Raw genomic sequence first — 18833 nt, 5'->3', positions numbered from 1 at the left:
CCGCCTCACCGCTTCGGCGCCGGCCACCTGTCCCTGCGGATGAGCTGCGGTCCGGAAGCTCTGGCAAGAGTCATCGCCGCTGCGGCACTCTTCGACCAGACGAAGATCCCACGCACAGACGGCCAGCTCACGTTCTCCTTCGTTCTCCAGGAGAGTGATCAGCTCTGCAGCGAGATCCGGGAAGACATCGCGGACGAGGGGGTAGTCCTGCTCCATGACCGGAGGGTAGCTGGAGCCGACGCCCCCGGCCCGGAGCCGGCGACCACGCCGGCCTTCCGGACGACGACGGTGCAGGCGTGGCAAGCCAAGGATCCGGCGCAGGCGGTGAGGCCGGGCCGCAGCCCATGACGTCTCAGGAGGTCAGTACCCGAACGGGAATTCCGTCCCGGAAGGCCGCGATGTCCTCGACGGCGTCCCGGTAGAACACCTCGTACGTGGCCTCGGTGACATAGCCGATGTGGGGTGTCAGCAGGGCGTTGGGGAGCGTGCGCAGTACGTCCCCGGCCGGCAGCGGCTCGGAGTCGTAGACATCCAGCGCCGCGCCCGCGATCCGGCCCTCGCGGAGGGCCTCCACCAGGGCAGGGGTGTCCACGAGCGGGCCGCGCGAGGTGTTCACCAGCAGCGCCGTGGACTTCATCCAGCCCAGCTCCTCCGCTCCGATCAGACCCGTGCTGCGTTCACTGAGCTTGTAGTGCACGGTGACGACGTCGGAGGCCGAGAACAACTCCCGCTTGTCGACCGCTTCCACACCCAGTTCTGCGGCGTAGGACGGGTCCAGATGCGTGCTCCAGGCCACGACGCGCATTCCGAACGCGGAGCCCACCGAGGCGACGCGCGTGCCGAGTCTGCCCAGTCCGACGATTCCGAGAGTCCTCCCGGCGAGGTCGCCACCGATGGTCTGCTGCCATGCCCCCTGCCGCATCCCTGCCGACTCCTCGTGGATGTGCCGGGTGAGCGAGAGGATGAGCCCCCACGTCAGCTCGGCCGTGCCGTGCGGAAGGATTCCGGTACCGCACACGGTGATCCCGAGCCGACGGGCAGCCTCCATGTCGATGGACGCGTTGCCCATGCCGGTCGTCACCAAGAGCCGAAGCGCTGAGAGTGCCTCAAGGCGCTCTGCGGTGAACGGCGTCCGCTCCCGCATGGCCACCACGACGTCGAATCCTTCCAGGGCCGCGGTCACCGCGTGAATGTCACCCAGATGGTCGTGGAGGAACACGACCTCCGCTTCGAGACTGTCCCAGTCGGCGAAGCGGTGGGCGGCCTTCTGATAGTCGTCCAGTACAGCGATACGCATCGCACGGCTCCTGTTCTGCGCAGGTGTCCGGTTCCTGGTACCCGCGCCGAGACGGATCCGCAGCGGCACTTCTGCCGAAGGGTGCCCGCTGGGACGCCGATGCCGTGTGAGATGACCTTGTGGGACTACGTCGGCCAAAGGCTCGGCCCGGGCGGAGTCCTGATCTTCGGGCGTTGGTAGCCTCCGCCTCTACGATGATGGGAGACAAGTGATGGTGGAAGCGGTGCCGCCCGGTCCTCCGACACCCTGGTCCAGGGGCATTCTGCTCGGCGCGCTTTTCGGGGGTCTGACCTCGGCGGTCTCCATCACTGCCATCGCGAGGGTATGGGCTGCGTGTGATATCGGCGTCAACGCAGCGGCCGGCAACATGACTCTGCTTTTCCTCGCCCCTCTCATCTGGATCGCGGCAGCCGTTCCCTGGATCGTCCTGCACGGCACTCTGGGAAGACGGCACCGAGGCACAGCACTGACCGCAGGGCTCATCTTCACCATCTGGTTCACGTGGTTCCTGGTGACATGGCTGGGCACGGTGGACTCCTACCCCGCCCCTGTCTGCCCGGCAAATGTCCCGCCTTGGTGGCCCAGTTACATCCCTACATGACTGCGCGGCACCTGCCGTGAGCGATCATGACTGAGGCAGTAACTCATGGTGGTCAGCCATGAACAGCGCCCAGGACCGGACAGGAAATGCGTCGTACGGCCCCGCAGCGCGTGCTGCGGGGCCGTCGTTGTCCGGTCAGGAGCTCACTGCGCACTTGCCGCGCTCGGCTTTCATCGGACCGGCCGCGCTGGGCCGGACGTCGAAGTCGAACATGGCGGTGGGCACGTACAGAGAGCAGCAGGCGTTGGGGATGTCGACGATGCCGCTGATACGCCCCTCTATGGGGGAGGAGCCGAGCAGCAGGTATGCCTGCTCTCCGCTGTAGCCGAACTTCTTGAAGTACTCGACAGCGTTGAGGCAGGCCCGGCGGTAGGCCAGCGTCGCGTCCAGGTAGTAGTTCGTGTCCGTGTCGTGGTCGACGGAGATCCCGATGAAGGTCATGAACTCCGTGTACCGCGGTTCGACGTTGCCCGGTATGAATACGGGGTTGGTCGAGATGCCGTACGTCTCCATGCCACCCTTGATCAGGTCGACGTGGAAGTCGATGAAGCCGCCCATCTCGATGGCGCCGCAGAACGTGATCTCCCCGTCGCCCTGGCTGAAGTGCAGGTCGCCGCCGGAGAGCTTGGCGTCCTTGACGTGTACGGGGTAGAAGACCCTTGATCCGCGTGTGAAGTTCTTGATGTCGTGGTTGCCTCCGTTTTCGCGGGCCGGGACCGTGCGTGCGCCTTCCTCGCCGATGCGCTGTGCGAGGTCTCCGGTGGCCGTGCCAGCGAGCGCGTTGGTCGCGTCCGGGGGTACGGCGAGCGGGGGGACCCTGTTCGGGTCGGTGTCGATCAGTGCCTTCTCGCGGGCGTTCCAGCGGGCGAGCATCTCGGCGGACGGGGCGGTTCCGAACAGTCCGGGGTGGGTGATTCCGGTGAAGCGGATACCGGGGAGGTGGCGGGAGACGGCCTGCTGTCCGTGAAAGTCCCATATCGCCTTGTAGGCGTCCGGGAAGTAGTCGGTCAGGAAGCCTCCGCCGTTGGCCTTGGCGAAGATGCCGGTGTAACCCCAGCCTTGGCCCGCGAAGTCCCCGGTCTGCTGGGGAACGGGGCCGAGGTCGAGGATGTCGACGACGAGCAGGTCGCCGGGTTCGGCGCCCTCCACGCCTATCGGGCCGCTCAGCATGTGGGGGATGGTCAAGTCGATGTCGCGTACGTCGTTGGCGGAGTCGTTGTTGCCGACCTGGCAGTCGGTCCAGTCACGGCACTCCATGCGGAACTCGGCTCCCGGCTGCACCATGGCGACAGTGGGAACGTCGGGGTGCCACCTGTTGTGTCCGGGAACATCCTGATCACGCATCGACTTGCTGTGGTCCACGTTGAAGAGGATTTCGGGCATGACAGCTCCTCATTTCTGATCCGGTCACGTTGATGCGTCCGCGTTTCCGGTTGCCGGGGCGGATGGGGCCGCGTGGCGCGAATGCCGGGTGAGCGGCCACAGCAGCAAGAACACCACCACGCCGAAGACCCCCAGTGCGATGGCGGTTTCATCGGGATGCTTCCAGTAGCCGGAGAGCACCAGCCCAGCGGGGATCACGCCGGTGACCCAGCCTTCGATCGCCGTGACCCAGCCCGTATACGTCGTGAGCCCGACCTTCTTGAGGCCGAGCAGCAGGAAGAACAGGAACCATAGGAATGCCCAGTACAGCCAGATGACCCCAAAGGGATTGTCCTTGAGGAGCCGGAAACTGACGAACGAGTAGCCCAGGGCCACGATTGCCACAAACAGCGAGTAATAGCCGACACCGGTGCTGTCGAGACCGGCGAGCAAGCCAACACCCACGTAGAGGTAGGTGAACCCGAAGAGGTAGATACCGGACGCCGCCAGGATCTTCTTGGGGTCGTTGTCTGCCGTGAAGATGAGGTAAGTCGGCGTCAGTACCTGCAGTGCGCCCACGAAAAGGTTGAACACCGCTCCTGCCCGGGCATCCACCTTCCCGAGGAGCATCAGCCCGTTCATGAAGAGCACCGCACCGACGAATAGCAGTCCTACATTTCCCACGGGGACGCACCTCCTAAGTCCGCGCGGGTGGGAGGGGATCACGTCGTGCCCGGGCCACCGATGAGCCGCCGAGGGCACGAGCCCGGCGCCCGGCCGGCGTCACGTGATCCCACATGCCCTGCACCGCTGCGGTAACGACATCCGTCTTCCGACGGCGAAGCCCGCATGAGACGCTCCGATTGGTCGACCACCACTCCTCAGGGACGCGGCAACCGCGAGAGCGCGGGGTGCGGCTGCTGTCGTACCTGCCTGCGTGGCGGTACGGCGGAGACCACTGCCGGGGCCTCGCGGGACTGTTCCTCCCGCTCATGCAGGGCGGAAGCCGTCTTCGAGGTCAGTGAAAGGCTGGGCGAAGAGTAGACACGCCGCGCAGCGCGTGCGCAAACGGGGCAGCCGTAATCTCTGGGTGCCGTCCCGATTGCCAACTTCACATCGAAAGGGCCACACTGCCTGCATATATATTCATAGGTTGCCATTAGCAGACTCCGGATGCCGGTGACGCAGGCCAACCCAGGCGCTCCAACAAGCAGACGCCATAGAGCGCTTCCTACTACAAGAGTAGATCCATCTGTCAAATCGAGGACTGCTGGGCGCGGCCTTTCTCGGAGCGACCCGGCGGCGAGCCCGGTCGCTGCTGCAAGCAGGCCCACCAGAGGCTCGACGCACCGTGCAGAACGGCTTTTCGAGCCTGTCCTCTGCTGCGCAGGCGGACCAACTCGTAACTGAATGTGGAGAACGTCGTATAGCCGCCGCAGAAACCGGCGCCGCCGATCGACGATCTGCTCCGGCAGTCCGTTGTGCGCGCCACCAGCAGCCCCAGCAGGTACGAACCGGTGATACCAGCCGTACCTGCGGCGCGGCCACGCCGCGTGGCGATCCGTACCCGCCTTGCCAGCGCCATCCTGCCGATGCCCAGACTCAGACCGGTGGCAGCCAGGCCGGCGAACTGACTGCCGAAAATGTTGAACGCTGCGACTGCGTAGTGGCCGTGACCCACAAGTTGATCGGTGTCGACCATCGAGGTCGAGAAGGTGGTGAAGGAGCCCAGAAACCCGACCGCGGCGAACGGCCACACGTACCGGCTCGGCGGCCAGATGTCGAGCACGTACACGAGTACCAGTGCCAGGAGGAACGCGCCGGACACGTTGATGGCGAACGCCGTCAGCGGAATCGCCGCCTTGGGCTGTGGAAAGGTCAGTCTCAGTGAGTAACGCGCCGACCCTCCGATAAGGCCGCCGAGTGCGATCGCTGCCAGGCTCCTCGGCGCAGACGCGAGCGGAACGGCTCATGTGACGGTGCGGACTCGCCTCCCGGTTCGGAGGCGGCACCGGAGATGTGTGCCCGGGCCACGAGATCCCCTGGCGGGCCTGGATTCGTCCGCCTGCATCGGAAGCTTCCGTCCACGCACGGTGACCCCACTGCTGTCGCAGACCTCATTGAAATATCTGCATCGCTATCCACAGGGTCCGACCTGACATTATCCCTGGGGATTGAAGTGCCAACTCATACTCGATTAGAATTCAAGATCATCGGTGCTCGATCGGTTGACCTGAGCAGGAGCCATCACCGATGGAGGACGGCCATGGCAAAGATCCTTGCGGTGCTCTATCCCGACCCCGTGGACGGTTATCCTCCCGACTACGCCCGAGATGTGATTCCCGCCATCACCGGCTACCCGGGCGGTCAGACCGCGCCGACCCCGGAAGCCTTGGATTTCACCCCGGGACAGCTCCTCGGCTGCGTGTCGGGAGAACTGGGACTACGCCGGTTCCTGGAGGGCCGAGGCGACACCCTCGTCGTCACCAGCGACAAGGAAGGCCCGGACTCCACCCTGGACCGTGAGCTGCCTGACGCCGACGTGGTGATCTCGCAGCCCTTCTGGCCCGCCTATCTGACCGCCGAGCGGATTGCCGCGGCTCCCCGGCTCAAACTCGCGATCACCGCGGGGATCGGTTCGGACCACGTCGACCTGCCCAGCGCCATCGCTCACGGCATGACGGTGGCGGAGGTGACCTTCAGCAACAGCATCAGCGTGTCCGAGCACGCCGTCATGCAGATCCTCACCCTGGTGCACAACTACATGCCCGCTCACGACTGGGTCACCGCCAAGAAGGGCTGGAACATCGCGGACAGCGTCGCGCGGGCCTACGACATCGAAGGCATGGACGTCGGCGTCCTCGGCTCCGGCCGCATCGGCCAGGCGGTACTGCGTCGCCTCAAGCCGTTCGACGTCGCACTGCACTACTTCGACGTGCACCGGCTGCCCAAGGAGGTCGAAGAGGAACTGGGGGTGACCTGGCATCCCGACGTGCGTTCGCTGGCCTCCTCGGTCGACGTGCTGTCGATCCACGCTCCACTGCATCCGCAGACACAGAACCTCTTCGACGACGACATGATCGGCGCCATGAAGCGCGGTTCGTACATCGTGAACACCGCACGCGCGCTGATCGTCAACCGGGACGCCGTGGTACGGGCTCTCAAGAGCGGCCAACTGGCCGGTTACGCCGGGGACGTCTGGTATCCGCAGCCGCCACCGGCCGACCATCCCTGGCGCACCATGCCGTACGAGGCGATGACGCCGCACGTCTCCGGCTCGACCTTGTCGGCGCAGACCCGCTACGCGGCCGGTACCCGAGAAATCCTGGAGAACTGGCTCGACGGGCGCTCCATCCGCCCCGAGTACCTGATCGTCGACGGCGGTGGGCTCGCCGGGACGGGAGCGCGGTCCTACACGGTCACCGGATAGCGAATAGCGGCCGGTCGTCATGAAATCGGCCGTGGATTCATCGGACGCCATGTAGAAGATCAATGCAGGAGATCCATCCCGTGTAGAAGATCCCACCTGTAGAAGATCCATCACCTGCGTGGGAAATGGATCTCAGGTCTGCCATGCCTGCCGCGGGTCCATGCTGCTGTGAGTCGATTCACTCCGAAATAGCTGGACGAGCGCGACCGGGACCCTTAACGTCCGTAAATAGAGAAATTTCATCCCTATGCGGAGGCAATGGCGCCGCGCATACCGTTGCGCAAGCAGACCAAGGTGAACGCCGGAAAGGCGGATCAGTGAGCAGCATGGACGCCGTGTGGGTACGGGGCGTGAACGGCATTCAATTGCATCACGTGACCGACCTTCAGGATGCCAGCAGGTTTTTGGGCAACGCAGCGATGGCACTGCGAGCCGCACACGTACGGACCGGCGCCGATCGGTACTCCGACCTCGCCGCCGAGCTCAAGAGCCTGGTGGAGCGAGTACGGGAGCTGGAGGACGAGGCGCGGTCGAACATGCACGAACTGCACTCCACCGACCCCGAGCGGTTCGTCCGCTGCCGGGACGGTCACGAACCGTGGCCCGGTGAGATCCCGGCCGGATTCATCCCGCGCCACACGTGCAGGGACGAGTGCCTCTACCACGACCGCGATGTCCTCGAGGCCATCATGCAGTGCACCTGCGGCCGGCCGCCGTGCCAGGCGTGTGAGATCGGCGGGAAGCTCTGACGAGCCCGAGCCCGAGCCCGAGCCCGAGCCCGAGCCCGAGCCCGAGCCCGAGCCCGAGCCCGAGCCCGAGCCCGAGCCCGAGCCCGAGCCCGAGCCCGCGTGCGTAGTGAGGGAGTCCCCGGGGCCGGGGGCTCCCTCATTCGTGCTGCTCGCAGTCCTCTCGCTGTGCCTGGCCCGGAGGCTGGACCTCGCAGCCGAGCGAAGACGCTCAGATGTGCCCACGGGTGTCTCCACGATGCGGTGTCCCAGCCCGGAACCGTGCAGCGGAGCCCGGCAGATCTTCCATGAGGTCATCACCGTCCGAAGGATTCCGGACGGCTTTTCCCGTGCGATCCGTTTGGGGTGTGACCGCTGTGGCCATACCCTTGTTCGCCCGTCGATCATTCCCATCTGATTTGTTCGCGCATAACGTCGTCGGTGGAAACATTCGGCATGAAATCACTGCGTGAACAGGAGTGATGATGGACATCACGGCCGCCGGCACCACAGGTCCCCAGAACGGCGTGCGGGTGGTCGATCTGTGAGCGGTGGTGATGGGTCCCTACGCGGCGCAGATCCTGGGCGAACTCGGCGCCGACGTCACCAAGATCGAGTCCCCGTCCGACACCGTTTCGGGGTGTCCCTACCGCACCACGCTCTAACTGATCGACAGCGCCGACGTGCTCTCACCGGCGACAAGGTCTGCGCGCTGACCATCGTCTGCTCGGTGCTCGCCGCACTGGTCCATCGCGCCGGCACCGGCGTCGGCCAGTACATCGAGATCCCGATGACCGACACGCTCATCGCCTTCGATCTCGTCGAGCACCTGTCGGGGCACGGCTTCGAACCGGCGGAAAGCTTCACGGGATTCCCGCTTGGGGGCCGGCGCGGCCCAGCGCGGGCGTATCTCCCCGACTTCGTGTGCGGACTTCGTGCGCCGTGTGCAGCTCGTGCTGCGAGCGTCGTCCACTGCCCAGCCGTACCAACTCCACCTTCGCTGTTTCGTGCCTCCAAGCTGTGGGACCGGGCCTGCCGGCGACACAAAAACCTCGGTGTCCCAGCCCGTGGCCGGGACACCGAGGAGCGTCCTGATCTACTTGCCGACGCTGTTGCTGCAGCCCATGGTCGAACCCAGGTGGTTTTCCTGGCTTCCTGCGGCGCCTTCGCCGTTGAGCCCATTGCCCAGCACGCCGTTGAGCACGCCGACCGCGCCGAGGACGTCGACGTTCAGATCGTGCGACCTGCACTCGGTGCTCTGCTGGATCTTGAAGGGGTCGCCACCCTGGCCCGAGCCGCCCCGACCCCCGTCGGCCTGGGCGGCGCCGGCGCTCAGAAGCCCGACGGTGCTGAGGGCGGCGACCAGGACGGCAGCCTTGCGGAGCTTGTGCATGTCATCTCCGTAGAGTGAAGTGGGTGCGATCTGTGGCAGATCGACTTCGTACAGTTAGGGAATTTTAATGAGGAATGTCCAAAAAGGGACGAGACGCGCCGGGTTCTGAGTGGCCAGTCGCAACGATGTGCCTTAGGACCGGCTTTCGATGCCGTGTCCCGTTCCCCCGAGAGTGAGCCGGGCCGGCACCACCCACGATGGCGCCTCCGGCGCGAGTCGCGTGCGGTGACGCCCCGGGAGTGAAATGGGCAGCGGAGCACGGCTGATGGCGTCCCGTCTGCCACCGGCTGTCGAACACCCGGGCGTTGGCCGAGAGGGCCAGGAGTGGTAAGGGGCCAGATAGCTCGGGGGTGGCTGCCCGGCGCCAGCGGTTCCGCCGCCCAGCCGCGCGCAACGTTCCACGGCCGAGCAGGGGCGCCGGCCGGCCGGTGGGATGCGTTCGCCAGCTCCGGAGTGCGGCGGAACGGCCCGTCGGGCGCCGGGTCCAGGGTGCTGGCGTCGCCGCCCAGGGCTGCGAACACGTGCAGGTCAATGCGCGCGCCCACCTCCTCGGTGCTGCCCTGCGGTGGCGCGGATCCGGTGCGGGGTAACTTGCCGGGACCAGGCGCGGGCCGCGTTTCCTTTCGCGGCTACCGTTGCACCGGCAGCCCACCGAACCGATCTCTGGAGAACCCCCGTGCCCGTGCCCCTCGGCGAGGACGTGGTAGCGCTGCTGCGCCGCCCCAGCACCTGCTACATCGCCACAACGATGCCCGACGGCTCGCCCCAGCTCACCCAGACCTGGGTCGACACCGACGGCGAGAACGTCCTGATCAACAGCGTTGAGTCGCATCAGAAGACCCGTAACATCGCGCGGGACCCGCGGGTGGCCGTCGCGGTCGCCGACCCCGCGGATCCGACCTCCTACATCCAGATCCGCGGCCGTGTGGTGCGGGTGACCACTGAGGGGGCGGTCGACCACATCGAGGCGCTCGCGCAGAAGTATCTCGGCGGGCCCTACCCGTGGTTCGGCGGCCGTGACCAGGTCCGGGTGATGTACGTGATCCAACCCGAACGGATCAGCAGTCCCCGCGGTTAATGGTCGTGCGTCTACCGAGCGTTCCCGGGGATGAGACGTATTTCAAGGCTGCACTGACCCGCAGGCTGGTGCCGCATCGGGCAACGTTCTCCGCCGACAGGCATCGGGACAGGCTGAGGCGCCTCCGAAAAGGAGTGGCCCAGAAGAGGGCGCCATGGCTAGCGTCGCGGCCGTGGATATCAGGGAACTGGACCGCCGTGCCCTCGCTACCTTGGGAGCGGTGATCGCGCAGATCGGCCCGGATCAGCTTCGTCTTCCAACGCCGTGTGCCGACTGGACACTGCATGGCCTGCTCCGCCACCAAGTGAGCGAGAACCTCGGCTTCGCGGCCGCCGCGGCAGGCGCCACCGGTGACCTCCGGGCCTGGGATCAGGGCAACCTGGGTAGGGATCCTTACCAGGCGTACCTCGATTCGGCCGACGCCATGACAAGGGCGTTCGCCGAGGATGTCCTGGACAATTCGCTCCAGATCAGGGAGTTCGGGTTCTTTCCCGGCCGGGTCGCGCTCGGTATGCACGTGCTCGACTGCGTAGTCCACGGTTGGGACGTCGCTCAGAGTATCGGCGTTGCCTACGATCCGGGCGCCGACCTCGTCCGCTACTCACTCAAGGTAGCGGCGCTGATCCCGAGCGGAGCTCCGTCCGACGACCGGCCAAGGACTCCGTTCGCCCCGGCGGTCGAGATCTCCGCGGGCTCTCCCGCCCTGGAGCGGCTGCTCGGACTCGTCGGCCGCCGTCCAGCGACAGGCTGAGTGACGGCTCACCAACCGGTCGTGCACTGACTTCTGCACCGCAAGAACGCCGCCCGGTGTCGCCTGGTGCAGGAATCGACCGGTCCGATGGAACGACGCGGGCGTTGCCCGTTGCGGCACTGGAGCGGACGTTTTTGCTGCTCGACGTACTGGTGGACGATCGCCGACGGAGCTCCGCAACATGAGGCCAATCGAAGTAGGATCTTGGTTGTGCAGCTCTGCTACAACTTCCGGGCCTACCCGGATGCCATCCAGCGCCGTGCGCTGGCCCAGGCGTTCGGGTGCGCCCGCGTGGTGTGGAACGACTGCCTGCGTGACCGCAAGGAAGCACACCCGGCGGGGCTGCCCTGCGTGAAGTCGGCCGATCTGTCCCGGCTTCGCATCACCCAGGCCAAACGCACCGAGGAACGGGCCTGGCTCGTCGAGGTGTCAGCGGTCTTCCTGCAACAGTCCCTCCGGGACCTCGACACCGCCGACAAGAACTTCTTCGACAGCCTCAAGGGCAAGCGGCAGGGCCGAAAGGTCGGTCCGCCCCAGTACAAGTCGAAGAGGGACACCCTGCAGTCGATCCGGCTCAACACCAACACCTTCTGCCTGGAGGATGACGGCACGGGGTACGTGGCCAAGCTCGGCAATCTCAAGGTCAAGTGGTCCCGCCGGCTACCGGCCGCGCCCACGTCCCTGACAGCTCGGCCCGCGGGTTCAGGGACGGCCCCAGGCCCCTGCACGTCCGGGGGCGGACGTGCGACGCGTGCGGCACCGTGCATGACCGCGATCACAAAGCAGCTCACAACGTCCTTTTCGAAGGACGCCGTATCGTCGCCGCCGGACGGGCGGAGACGCTAGACGCCTCGTGCAGCGTCGCTAAGACCAGGACGAAAGTCCAGGCACAGCGCGTTGAAGCGGGAAGCCCCCGGAAGGGTCGGACGACCCGGGCCGGAAACCCTGGCCTCTAGGCCAGGGAGCACGTCAAAGTGACGGTGTCAGTTACCGGCGATCTATTGACCAAGTGAGGTAGTTGCGAACCATGCCGACCGAAACGTTTGAGTTCCAGGTAGAGGCCCGTCAGTTGCTCCAGCTGATGATCCACTCGATCTACTCGAACAAGGACGTGTTCCTCCGTGAGCTCGTCTCCAACGCGTCCGACGCGCTGGACAAGCTGCGCCTGGCCGTGCTGCGGGACTCACTCGACGCTGATGTCTCCGACCTGCACGTCGAGCTGGAGATCGACACGAACGCCCGTACGCTCACGGTGCGGGACAACGGCATCGGGATGTCGTACGACGAGGTCGGGCAGCTCATCGGTACGATCGCCAACTCGGGCACGGCCGAGTTCCTGCGGGAGCTGCGGGAGGCGAAGGACGCGGCGGGCGCCGAAGGGCTGATCGGCCAGTTCGGCGTCGGCTTCTACTCCAGTTTCATGGTGGCGGACGAGGTCACCGTGCTCACGCGGCGCGCGGGTGAGAAGAAGGGCACCTGCTGGACGTCGCGCGGTGAGGGCACGTACACCCTGGAAGAGGCCGACGACGCGCCGCAGGGCACCTCGGTCACGCTGCATCTCAAGCCGGCCGACCCCGACAACCAGCTGCACGACTACACCTCGGTGTGGAAGATCAAGGAGATCGTCAAGCGCTACTCGGACTTCATCACCTGGCCTGTCAGGCTGGTTGGGGAGCAGAAGGGTAGCGAGGGTGACGGGCCGGCCGAACCCGAGACTCTGAACTCCATGAAGGCGCTGTGGGCGCGTTCACGGGACGAGGTGTCCGAGGACGAGTACCACGAGCTGTACAAGCACATCAGCCACGACTGGCGCGAACCGCTGGAGACCATCGCTCTGCAGGCCGAGGGGACTTTCGAGTATCAGGCCCTGCTGTTCGTCCCGTCGCACGCCCCGCACGACCTGTTCACGCAGAACTTCAAGCGTGGGGTGCAGCTGTATGTGAAGCGTGTGTTCATCATGGACGACTGCGAGGCGCTGCTGCCGCCGTATCTTCGCTTCGTCAAGGGCGTGGTCGACGCGCAAGACCTCTCGCTGAACGTGTCCCGCGAGATCCTGCAGCAGGACCGGCACATTCAGATGATGCAGCGGCGGCTGACGAAGAAGGTCCTGGCGTCGGTCAAGAGCATGCTGGCAGGCGACGCCGAGCGCTACGCCACGTTCTGGCGGGAGTTCGGAGCGGTGTTGAAGGAAGGGCTGGTCACCGACTCCGACAACCGCGACGCCGTGCTCGCGGTCTCGTCGTTCGCGAGCACGCACGGCGAGGACGAGACGGTCACGCTGAAGCAGTACGTGGAGCGGATGCGGGACGGCCAGGAGGACATCTACTACATCACCGGCGAGTCCCGGCAGAGCATCGACAGCTCCCCGCACATGGAGGCCTTCCGGGAACGGGGTATCGAGGTACTCCTGCTCACGGATCCCGTCGACGAGGTGTGGGTCGACGCCGTGGGCGAGTTCGAGGGCAAGCGGCTGCAGTCGATCGCCAAGGGGCAGATCGACCTCGCCGCGCAGGGGGACGAGAAGGCCGAGGGCGAGCGGGAGAAGCAGGCCGAAGAATACGTCGGCCTGCTCGGCTGGATGGGGGAGCAGCTGGAGAAGGACGTCAAGGAGGTGCGTCTGTCGTCGCGCCTGACGGTGTCGCCGGCCTGCGTCGTCGCGGACGCACACGATCTGACACCGGCGCTGGAGAACATGTACCGGGCGATGGGGCAGGAGGTGCCGCACACCAAGCGCATTCTCGAACTCAATCCCGACCACCAGCTGGTGAAGGGCTTGAACCGGGCGTACAGGGAGCGCGAGGACCGCTCCGAGCTCGCCGAGACCGCCGAATTGCTCTACTCCTTGGCCGTCTTGGCGGAGGGGGGTCGGCCGGCCGACCCGGCGCACTTCGTGAAGGTGATGGCGGACCGCCTGGAACGCACCCTCTGACAATCTTCCGTTCCCCCTTGGGGATATGATCATCGGTAAGGCGGGGTCGTAGCACAGAGGTAGTGCGCCGCGACATCATCTCGGAGGACGTCGGTTCGAATCCGACCGCCCCGCCCCCTCATCCCAACCTTGCGATGCGGGCCTGCTCGAGGCGATCGCGCATTCTGCTTGCCTTTTGGTGAACGTCATCGCCCCGACCTCGGTCGACTCGTCCCGATCGAGCAGCGCAGGCTGAAGAAGATGCAGTTCCGCCCTCACCTGATCGACGGCTGCCTCGCGGAGACCAGCCTGATCCTCGAACTCGTGATCGACCAGTCAGTGAGGTTTTCTCAGTGGTGATCACTTTTGGATTCCCTTGAGAACGCGGCGACGCGGGTGAGGCCGCCGATGTGATTGGGCTGAGCGTGACTTGTTGCGGGTGCGTCATCGCTGCTTGAGCTTGGCGGCAGTCGCTCGCCGAGCGCGCACCTGCCGCCCAGCGGCACGGAAGATCAACGCTGCGTTGGCGGAGCTGTCCCCGTACGCGCATCCGGAGTGGGATTTCGAGAGCCGATCGACCTGGACATGGCCACTGGTTGGTTGGCGAGTCCGACAGCGTAGTGGGCCAGTCCCGCCTCCGTGTATCGTCCGGACTCATGGGTGATCTGGCAGGGCGCTGGCGGGAGTTGAACAAGGCGTACTGGGACGAGCGGGTGCCCATTCATCTGGGCGCGGACTTCTACGACATGGAGGGGTTCCGGGCCCGGCCCGATTCGCTCAAGGACTTCGAGACTGCCGAGGTGGGGGATGTCAGGGGCAAGCGCCTGATCCATCTGCAGTGCCACTTCGGCCGGGACACGCTGTCGTGGGCGGCACGAGGAGCCCAGGTCACCGGGCTGGACTTCTCTCCACCCGCGATCGAAGCGGCTTCACGATTCGCAACCGATCTCGGCATCGACGCACGCTTCGTGATCGCGGACGTCTACGACGCGGTCTCGGCGGTCGAAGGGGAGACCTTCGACATTGTCTACGTCAGCTTCGGGGCGCTGAACTGGCTTCCCGACATCAGTCGCTGGGCATCGGTGGTCGCCGAACTGCTCGCCCCAGGTGGACACCTGTACCTCGCGGAGTTCCATCCCTTCAGCTTCGTCCTCGACGACGGGACCGCAAGCACGGTCACGCACGACTACTTCGATCAAGGTCCGGAAGCCTCGGGAGGCCCCGGTACGTACGCCGATGAGGCGGCAACGACCGAGGCCAACGACACCGTCGAGTGGCGGCACAGTCTGTCGACCGTTGTCTCGGCGATCGCCGGAGTTGGGCTACGGATCCAGTTTCTTCACGAGCACGACTACACCTTCTACCTCCAACGCCAGTCGCTTGAGCGCCACGACGGCGACATCTACCGGCATCCCGAGGGCGCTCCGCGCACTCCCCTCACCTACTCGATCCGCGCCGAGAAGGCTTGAGCCACTCGATCCAGCGCGGATCGGGTATGCGGGCCTCAGGCTCGAACAGACGTAAAGCCCCTGGTAGGACAGGTATCACCACAAGATCGTGTCCGTAGCCACCGGAGGCCTCACGTTGGTCACCTACGTTGCCACGCTCGACGTCCCGCGCCATGTCGTGGAGTACCTGTCCAGCCTGCTGGCCACGCACCGGCGGCGAATTGGCACTCCGCGCGGCAGCCGCGCGCTCGGCCCGTTCCGCCAAGCCGTGCTGGTGCTGCGCTGGTTCCGCGAGCGTGGATGCTTCCACTGCCTGGCCCGCGACGCCGGCGCCTCCCAGGCCACCGGCTACCGCTACCTGCACGAAGGCATCGATGTCATCGCCGCCCAGGCCCCGGACCTCCACCGGGTGCTGGACCGCTGCCGGCGCGAGGGCATGACCCACGTGATCCTCGACGGCACGCTGATCGACTCCGACCGCGTCGCGGGAGTCCGCGACAACACGGCAACGACCTGTGGTTCAGCCAGAAACACAAAGCCTTCGGCGGCAACGTGCAGTTCTTGTCCGCCCCGGACGGCACCCCGCTGTGGGTTTCCGACGCCGAGCCCGGCTCCACCCCGGACATCACCGCCGCACGCATCCACGCATTGCACGCGCTGTACAAGGCCGCCGCCGACGGCCTGCCCACCCTCGCCGACAAAGGCTACATCGGCGTGGGGATCGGAATCGTTGTCCCGGTCCGGCGCCCGAAGGGCCGCTCCGAAAAGATCCTGCACGCGGACATGCGCGCCACCAACAGCCTGATCAGAGGCGTCCGCGCCCTCGGGGAACGCACCGCAGCCGAGCTCAAGCAGCGGTCGCGCACCCTGCAGCACGTCACGCTCTGCCCCAGGCGGATCGGCGACAACGCCCGAGCCGCCATCGTTCTCAACGGCATCTGGAAATGATCAACGCTGAGAAAACGTCATTGACTACGAGTTCAACCTGGTAACGCAATGCCCTTTTGGGCAATGTAATTTTGGTCGGGATTGTGGGGCTGCTAGCTATGGACAGAGTGTGGGTGGGGGAGTCACAATCCGGATTACTCGACTACTGCCGGGGATGTACTACGGCACCATGCGCGACCCTGCTAATGCCGGTCGCAGAGGTGGCCGATGCTGTCAATCGGCTGCCTGGCAATTCTTTCATCTCGCGACCCCCTGCGGTGGCCCGGATCTTGAGCACGCAGGTCGATGATTCACCGGGGGGTCCGATCGTTACCAATTACCAGAGCGGGCTGTCTGGTTTGCCCGATAGGGAGGAAGATCCATCATGAGACACCTTGCACCGGTACCTTTGCGGCGGGGTTGGCTTGCCGCACTGTCAGTACTCAGCGCTAACGTACTCGTCTCCCTGGTCGGCACTTCGGCTCATGCCGCCGGCATAGACAACACCTGCGCGGGGGCGGCCTCCCCCAATACCTACAGCTGCTCCAAAATGGCCCCTGTGCCCGATCGCGTAGGAGACTGCAACAACCCGTTGGTCGGTTTCGGCGTCATGATCACCTATCCGTGGCCCACTCAGGGCTCGCTCGTACAACAAATGCCCATCTCGTGTAAATTCACCGCGCGATCGACTCCCAGTATCGTACCGGGGACGCCGCTCAAGGTGTCCGCGACCCTTAATGTGTGCAACAATTCTTCGGAGGGTGACATCAGCCTCTTGAACAGCATCACACTCACCCACACGGTGACGGACATGTACGGAACACAGGTCTCGGTGAAGGCGGGACTCAAGCTCGGAGAAGTGGTGGAAATAGGAGTCGAAGCGGCTTTCCAATATCAGCACACAATTGCCCAGAGTGTCGCGCAGACCACCACGAAAGCGTACGGCCTGCACGTGCCCGCTCATGAGGCGGGATACGTTCAGTTCACGCCCCAGTACGCGGTAACGAACGGCGAGCTTTATGCCTATTACCCGTACAATGTCTCTGGGCAAAAAACGTGGTCCGTAAACGCCACATCGAGGTCCCCACTGGTTATTCCGGGTACCACTGAACCGGATGGCCAATACAGCATAGCAAAGGTGCCCTGCTAGCCGTCTTCGACGGAGTACCCCGAGTGGTGGGAAGCGTCTCTTTCGGTGGGCTTATTCCGGGAGAAAGGTAACTCCCTATCCCCGGCAGCTCACTGCGAGCGTTGACCCTTCATCTCGGATACATAGTCCAGGCCGTCACCGGCCTGGACTATGTCTCATCAACAGGCTGCGGACCTGACGCCAACGGCGATGTCAATGTCTACTTCGCCCTGATCGGTGGTCTGCTGCCAGTTATTGGTCGCATCGCAGATGACGCGGAAGGCTCGGTCTGGGGTAGAGCCTTGGAGCGCTCCCTGATGTCATTGGTCCTTGAAAACGTCGTCACGGATTGGCCAGACACCGGCCCCGTTCCAGTCCCGCAGACGCCGCCAGGCCGTCACACCACTGCGCCGATCCGTTCAGCTGGAACATCCCGCGGCTCTCGCCCTTGCACAGCACGTAAACGATGCCCCTCAGCGCAGCGCGGTGATCCGCCGGCAACCGCCCGGGGTACCGACGCCGCCTGGGAGGACGAGCAGGCAACAGCGGGGCCACACGCTCCCACAGGTCATCGGGCACAAGATCAGCAGACACCCAACAGATCCTGCTGACACCACACCCAACTGCCGAGTGTCACAACGAACGTCATTCTTGGCGAGTCTGCGGCAGCAGATGGGGTGCAGGCGGCGATGTTGGGCACACCCTCTCGTCCGGCCGAAGTGTTCTGGTCGCCTCGCGTGCCTCGATGAGGGCTCGCTGCCTGAGGTTGCCACCGAACAGCTGAATCGTGGTGGCGGCCAGGATGTCATCCCTGCCGATGGTCCGCCTGTCCCCCCTGCGGGCGGACAGGGCCTGGAGGGAATCCCTGAGGAACGGGGGTGAGGCCGATTCGCCCGACATCACTGGGGGGACCGTACCGAAACGCTTGACCCCGCCCTCGCGGACGACCATGGCCGCGTCCCGGGCGAGGTCCGTCAGGAACACGCTCGCTATTCCGTCCAGGTCGCGGACCATCGCTGGGACGGCCGTCGCCCCCTGGGTCCACAGCAGCTTCTTGACCCCGGCCTCGAACCTGTGGGCGCCGACCACAGCACTCGGTTTGCGCGACCTGCTGCGCTTACGAGAAGGCACAATGACACCTGCGGCGTCGTACAGGACACCGGTCAGGCCTTGAAACGTCGGGCTGTGGTCGTACCACTGTTCCCCCACCTCGAACTCGACGTTCCGGTCGATCGCCGAGAGAAGGTCCCCGGGAATCAGTTTCTTCCGGGCCTCCTCCGCCGCCGCTCTCCTCGCGCCGTCGATGATCTCCGTCAGCACTGTCCGCGTCACCGACGCCGCGGCCCACGCGGCCGACCGAGAGACGTGCATCGGGGTCACGTCCCTGAACTCCGCTTTGACGAGAGAGGGCTTGAACGGCGAGACATCCATCGAGGCGGTCTCGGGACCGCTGCGCTCAGGGCGTGCGGGCTGTGCGGTCATCGGAAGAAGCGCTCCCTGGTGCCGGAGTTGTCAGAGGCCCACACTTCACCACGCAGACCCGCTCTCTTCCCCCATCCTCCGTCGAAGCGGCATCAGGTCAAGGGCCTGGCGGGCACATCGCGACGCCTGGGCCGATGATCAGCCGCCTCCCGCACGTCCTCGTATCGTGGCACCTGCGTCCCCCGTCCGGCTGTACCCCGTTCGCCCTAGCGGTGGTTTGTTGACGGCGGGTTCGTGCGGGAGTACGCCGTGAGGTGAGGACGTCAACTACGGCCGGGAGGGCCTGAGATGACGAAACGGCT

Annotated in this window: 16 protein-coding genes and 4 pseudogenes; 11 read left to right on the top strand and 9 right to left on the bottom strand. The window is 65.4% G+C overall.

Going from position 1 to position 18833, the window contains the following annotated elements; genetic code table 11:
- Positions 1 to 352: 352 nt before the first annotated feature.
- From ACIRU3_RS44110 to ACIRU3_RS44085, 6 genes and pseudogenes are all read right to left on the bottom strand, one after another.
- The gene (locus tag ACIRU3_RS44110; protein ID WP_404069521.1) at positions 353 to 1297 is read right to left on the bottom strand and encodes a D-2-hydroxyacid dehydrogenase family protein; all 945 of its coding nucleotides are present in this window, start codon (positions 1295 to 1297) and stop codon (positions 353 to 355) included.
- Positions 1298 to 2033: 736 nt separating this feature from the next.
- The gene (gene fmdA, locus ACIRU3_RS44105) at positions 2034 to 3281 is read right to left on the bottom strand and encodes a formamidase (protein ID WP_404069519.1); all 1248 of its coding nucleotides are present in this window, start codon (positions 3279 to 3281) and stop codon (positions 2034 to 2036) included.
- A gap of 24 nt (positions 3282 to 3305) precedes the next feature.
- Positions 3306 to 3944, bottom strand: coding sequence for an AmiS/UreI family transporter (locus ACIRU3_RS44100; RefSeq protein WP_404069517.1), 639 nt, complete (start codon positions 3942 to 3944; stop codon positions 3306 to 3308).
- 197 nt (positions 3945 to 4141) lie between these two features.
- Positions 4142 to 4420: an FmdB family zinc ribbon protein gene (locus ACIRU3_RS44095; protein ID WP_404069515.1), complete on the bottom strand. Its 279-nt coding sequence runs from the start codon at positions 4418 to 4420 to the stop codon at positions 4142 to 4144.
- A 95-nt stretch (positions 4421 to 4515) separates the two neighbouring features.
- Positions 4516 to 5055: a fluoride efflux transporter FluC gene (locus tag ACIRU3_RS44090; protein ID WP_404069513.1), complete on the bottom strand. Its 540-nt coding sequence runs from the start codon at positions 5053 to 5055 to the stop codon at positions 4516 to 4518.
- A 36-nt stretch (positions 5056 to 5091) separates the two neighbouring features.
- Positions 5092 to 5190: pseudogene (locus ACIRU3_RS44085) on the bottom strand (CrcB family protein); the annotation flags it as partial.
- A gap of 336 nt (positions 5191 to 5526) precedes the next feature.
- Between ACIRU3_RS44085 and ACIRU3_RS44080 the strand changes: the two are divergent.
- The 4 genes and pseudogenes from ACIRU3_RS44080 to ACIRU3_RS44065 form a co-directional block, all read left to right on the top strand.
- Entirely contained in the window at positions 5527 to 6690 is a 1164-nt protein-coding gene (locus ACIRU3_RS44080) for an NAD-dependent formate dehydrogenase (RefSeq protein ID WP_404069511.1), read from the top strand.
- A 326-nt stretch (positions 6691 to 7016) separates the two neighbouring features.
- The gene (locus ACIRU3_RS44075) at positions 7017 to 7439 is read left to right on the top strand and encodes a hypothetical protein (RefSeq protein WP_404069557.1); all 423 of its coding nucleotides are present in this window, start codon (positions 7017 to 7019) and stop codon (positions 7437 to 7439) included.
- Between the two features lie 533 nt (positions 7440 to 7972).
- On the top strand, positions 7973 to 8080 hold the full coding sequence (locus ACIRU3_RS44070; protein WP_404069555.1) for a CoA transferase: 108 nt from the start codon (positions 7973 to 7975) through the stop codon (positions 8078 to 8080).
- Positions 8056 to 8169 (top strand): annotated as a pseudogene (locus tag ACIRU3_RS44065) (hypothetical protein); the annotation flags it as partial. The gene ACIRU3_RS44070 and the pseudogene ACIRU3_RS44065, both read left to right, overlap by 25 nt.
- Before the next feature lie 342 nt (positions 8170 to 8511).
- On the opposite strand, the gene ACIRU3_RS44060 reads toward ACIRU3_RS44065, so the two are convergent.
- Positions 8512 to 8808, bottom strand: a complete 297-nt coding sequence (locus tag ACIRU3_RS44060; RefSeq protein WP_404069509.1) for a hypothetical protein — start codon at positions 8806 to 8808, stop codon at positions 8512 to 8514.
- 676 nt (positions 8809 to 9484) lie between these two features.
- Between ACIRU3_RS44060 and ACIRU3_RS44055 the strand changes: the two genes are divergently transcribed.
- The 7 genes and pseudogenes from ACIRU3_RS44055 (at position 9485) to ACIRU3_RS44025 (ending at position 17070) form a co-directional block, all read left to right on the top strand.
- Positions 9485 to 9886, top strand: coding sequence for a PPOX class F420-dependent oxidoreductase (locus ACIRU3_RS44055; RefSeq protein WP_404069507.1), 402 nt, complete (start codon positions 9485 to 9487; stop codon positions 9884 to 9886).
- A gap of 154 nt (positions 9887 to 10040) precedes the next feature.
- Positions 10041 to 10637, top strand: coding sequence for a TIGR03086 family metal-binding protein (locus ACIRU3_RS44050; RefSeq protein ID WP_404069505.1), 597 nt, complete (start codon positions 10041 to 10043; stop codon positions 10635 to 10637).
- Between the two features lie 66 nt (positions 10638 to 10703).
- Positions 10704 to 11483, top strand: a complete 780-nt coding sequence (locus ACIRU3_RS44045; protein WP_404069503.1) for an RNA-guided endonuclease InsQ/TnpB family protein — start codon at positions 10704 to 10706, stop codon at positions 11481 to 11483.
- 181 nt (positions 11484 to 11664) lie between these two features.
- Positions 11665 to 13566, top strand: a complete 1902-nt coding sequence (htpG, locus tag ACIRU3_RS44040; protein ID WP_404069501.1) for a molecular chaperone HtpG — start codon at positions 11665 to 11667, stop codon at positions 13564 to 13566.
- A 635-nt stretch (positions 13567 to 14201) separates the two neighbouring features.
- Positions 14202 to 15014: a class I SAM-dependent methyltransferase gene (locus ACIRU3_RS44035; RefSeq protein WP_404069499.1), complete on the top strand. Its 813-nt coding sequence runs from the start codon at positions 14202 to 14204 to the stop codon at positions 15012 to 15014.
- A 115-nt stretch (positions 15015 to 15129) separates the two neighbouring features.
- Positions 15130 to 15941: pseudogene (locus tag ACIRU3_RS44030) on the top strand (transposase family protein).
- 364 nt (positions 15942 to 16305) lie between these two features.
- Complete coding sequence (locus tag ACIRU3_RS44025) at positions 16306 to 17070, top strand: hypothetical protein (protein ID WP_404069497.1); 765 nt, start codon at positions 16306 to 16308, stop codon at positions 17068 to 17070.
- A gap of 329 nt (positions 17071 to 17399) precedes the next feature.
- Here the strand turns inward: ACIRU3_RS44025 and ACIRU3_RS44020 are convergent.
- Positions 17400 to 17643 (bottom strand): annotated as a pseudogene (locus tag ACIRU3_RS44020) (transposase); the annotation flags it as partial.
- A gap of 51 nt (positions 17644 to 17694) precedes the next feature.
- On the bottom strand, positions 17695 to 18531 hold the full coding sequence (locus ACIRU3_RS44015) for a hypothetical protein (protein WP_404069495.1): 837 nt from the start codon (positions 18529 to 18531) through the stop codon (positions 17695 to 17697).
- Positions 18532 to 18833 lie beyond the last annotated feature (302 nt).

The organism is Streptomyces sp. NPDC101151 (assembly GCF_044768335.1).
GTDB lineage: Bacteria > Actinomycetota > Actinomycetes > Streptomycetales > Streptomycetaceae > Streptomyces.
This window is presented reverse-complemented; position numbering and strand designations above follow the sequence as displayed.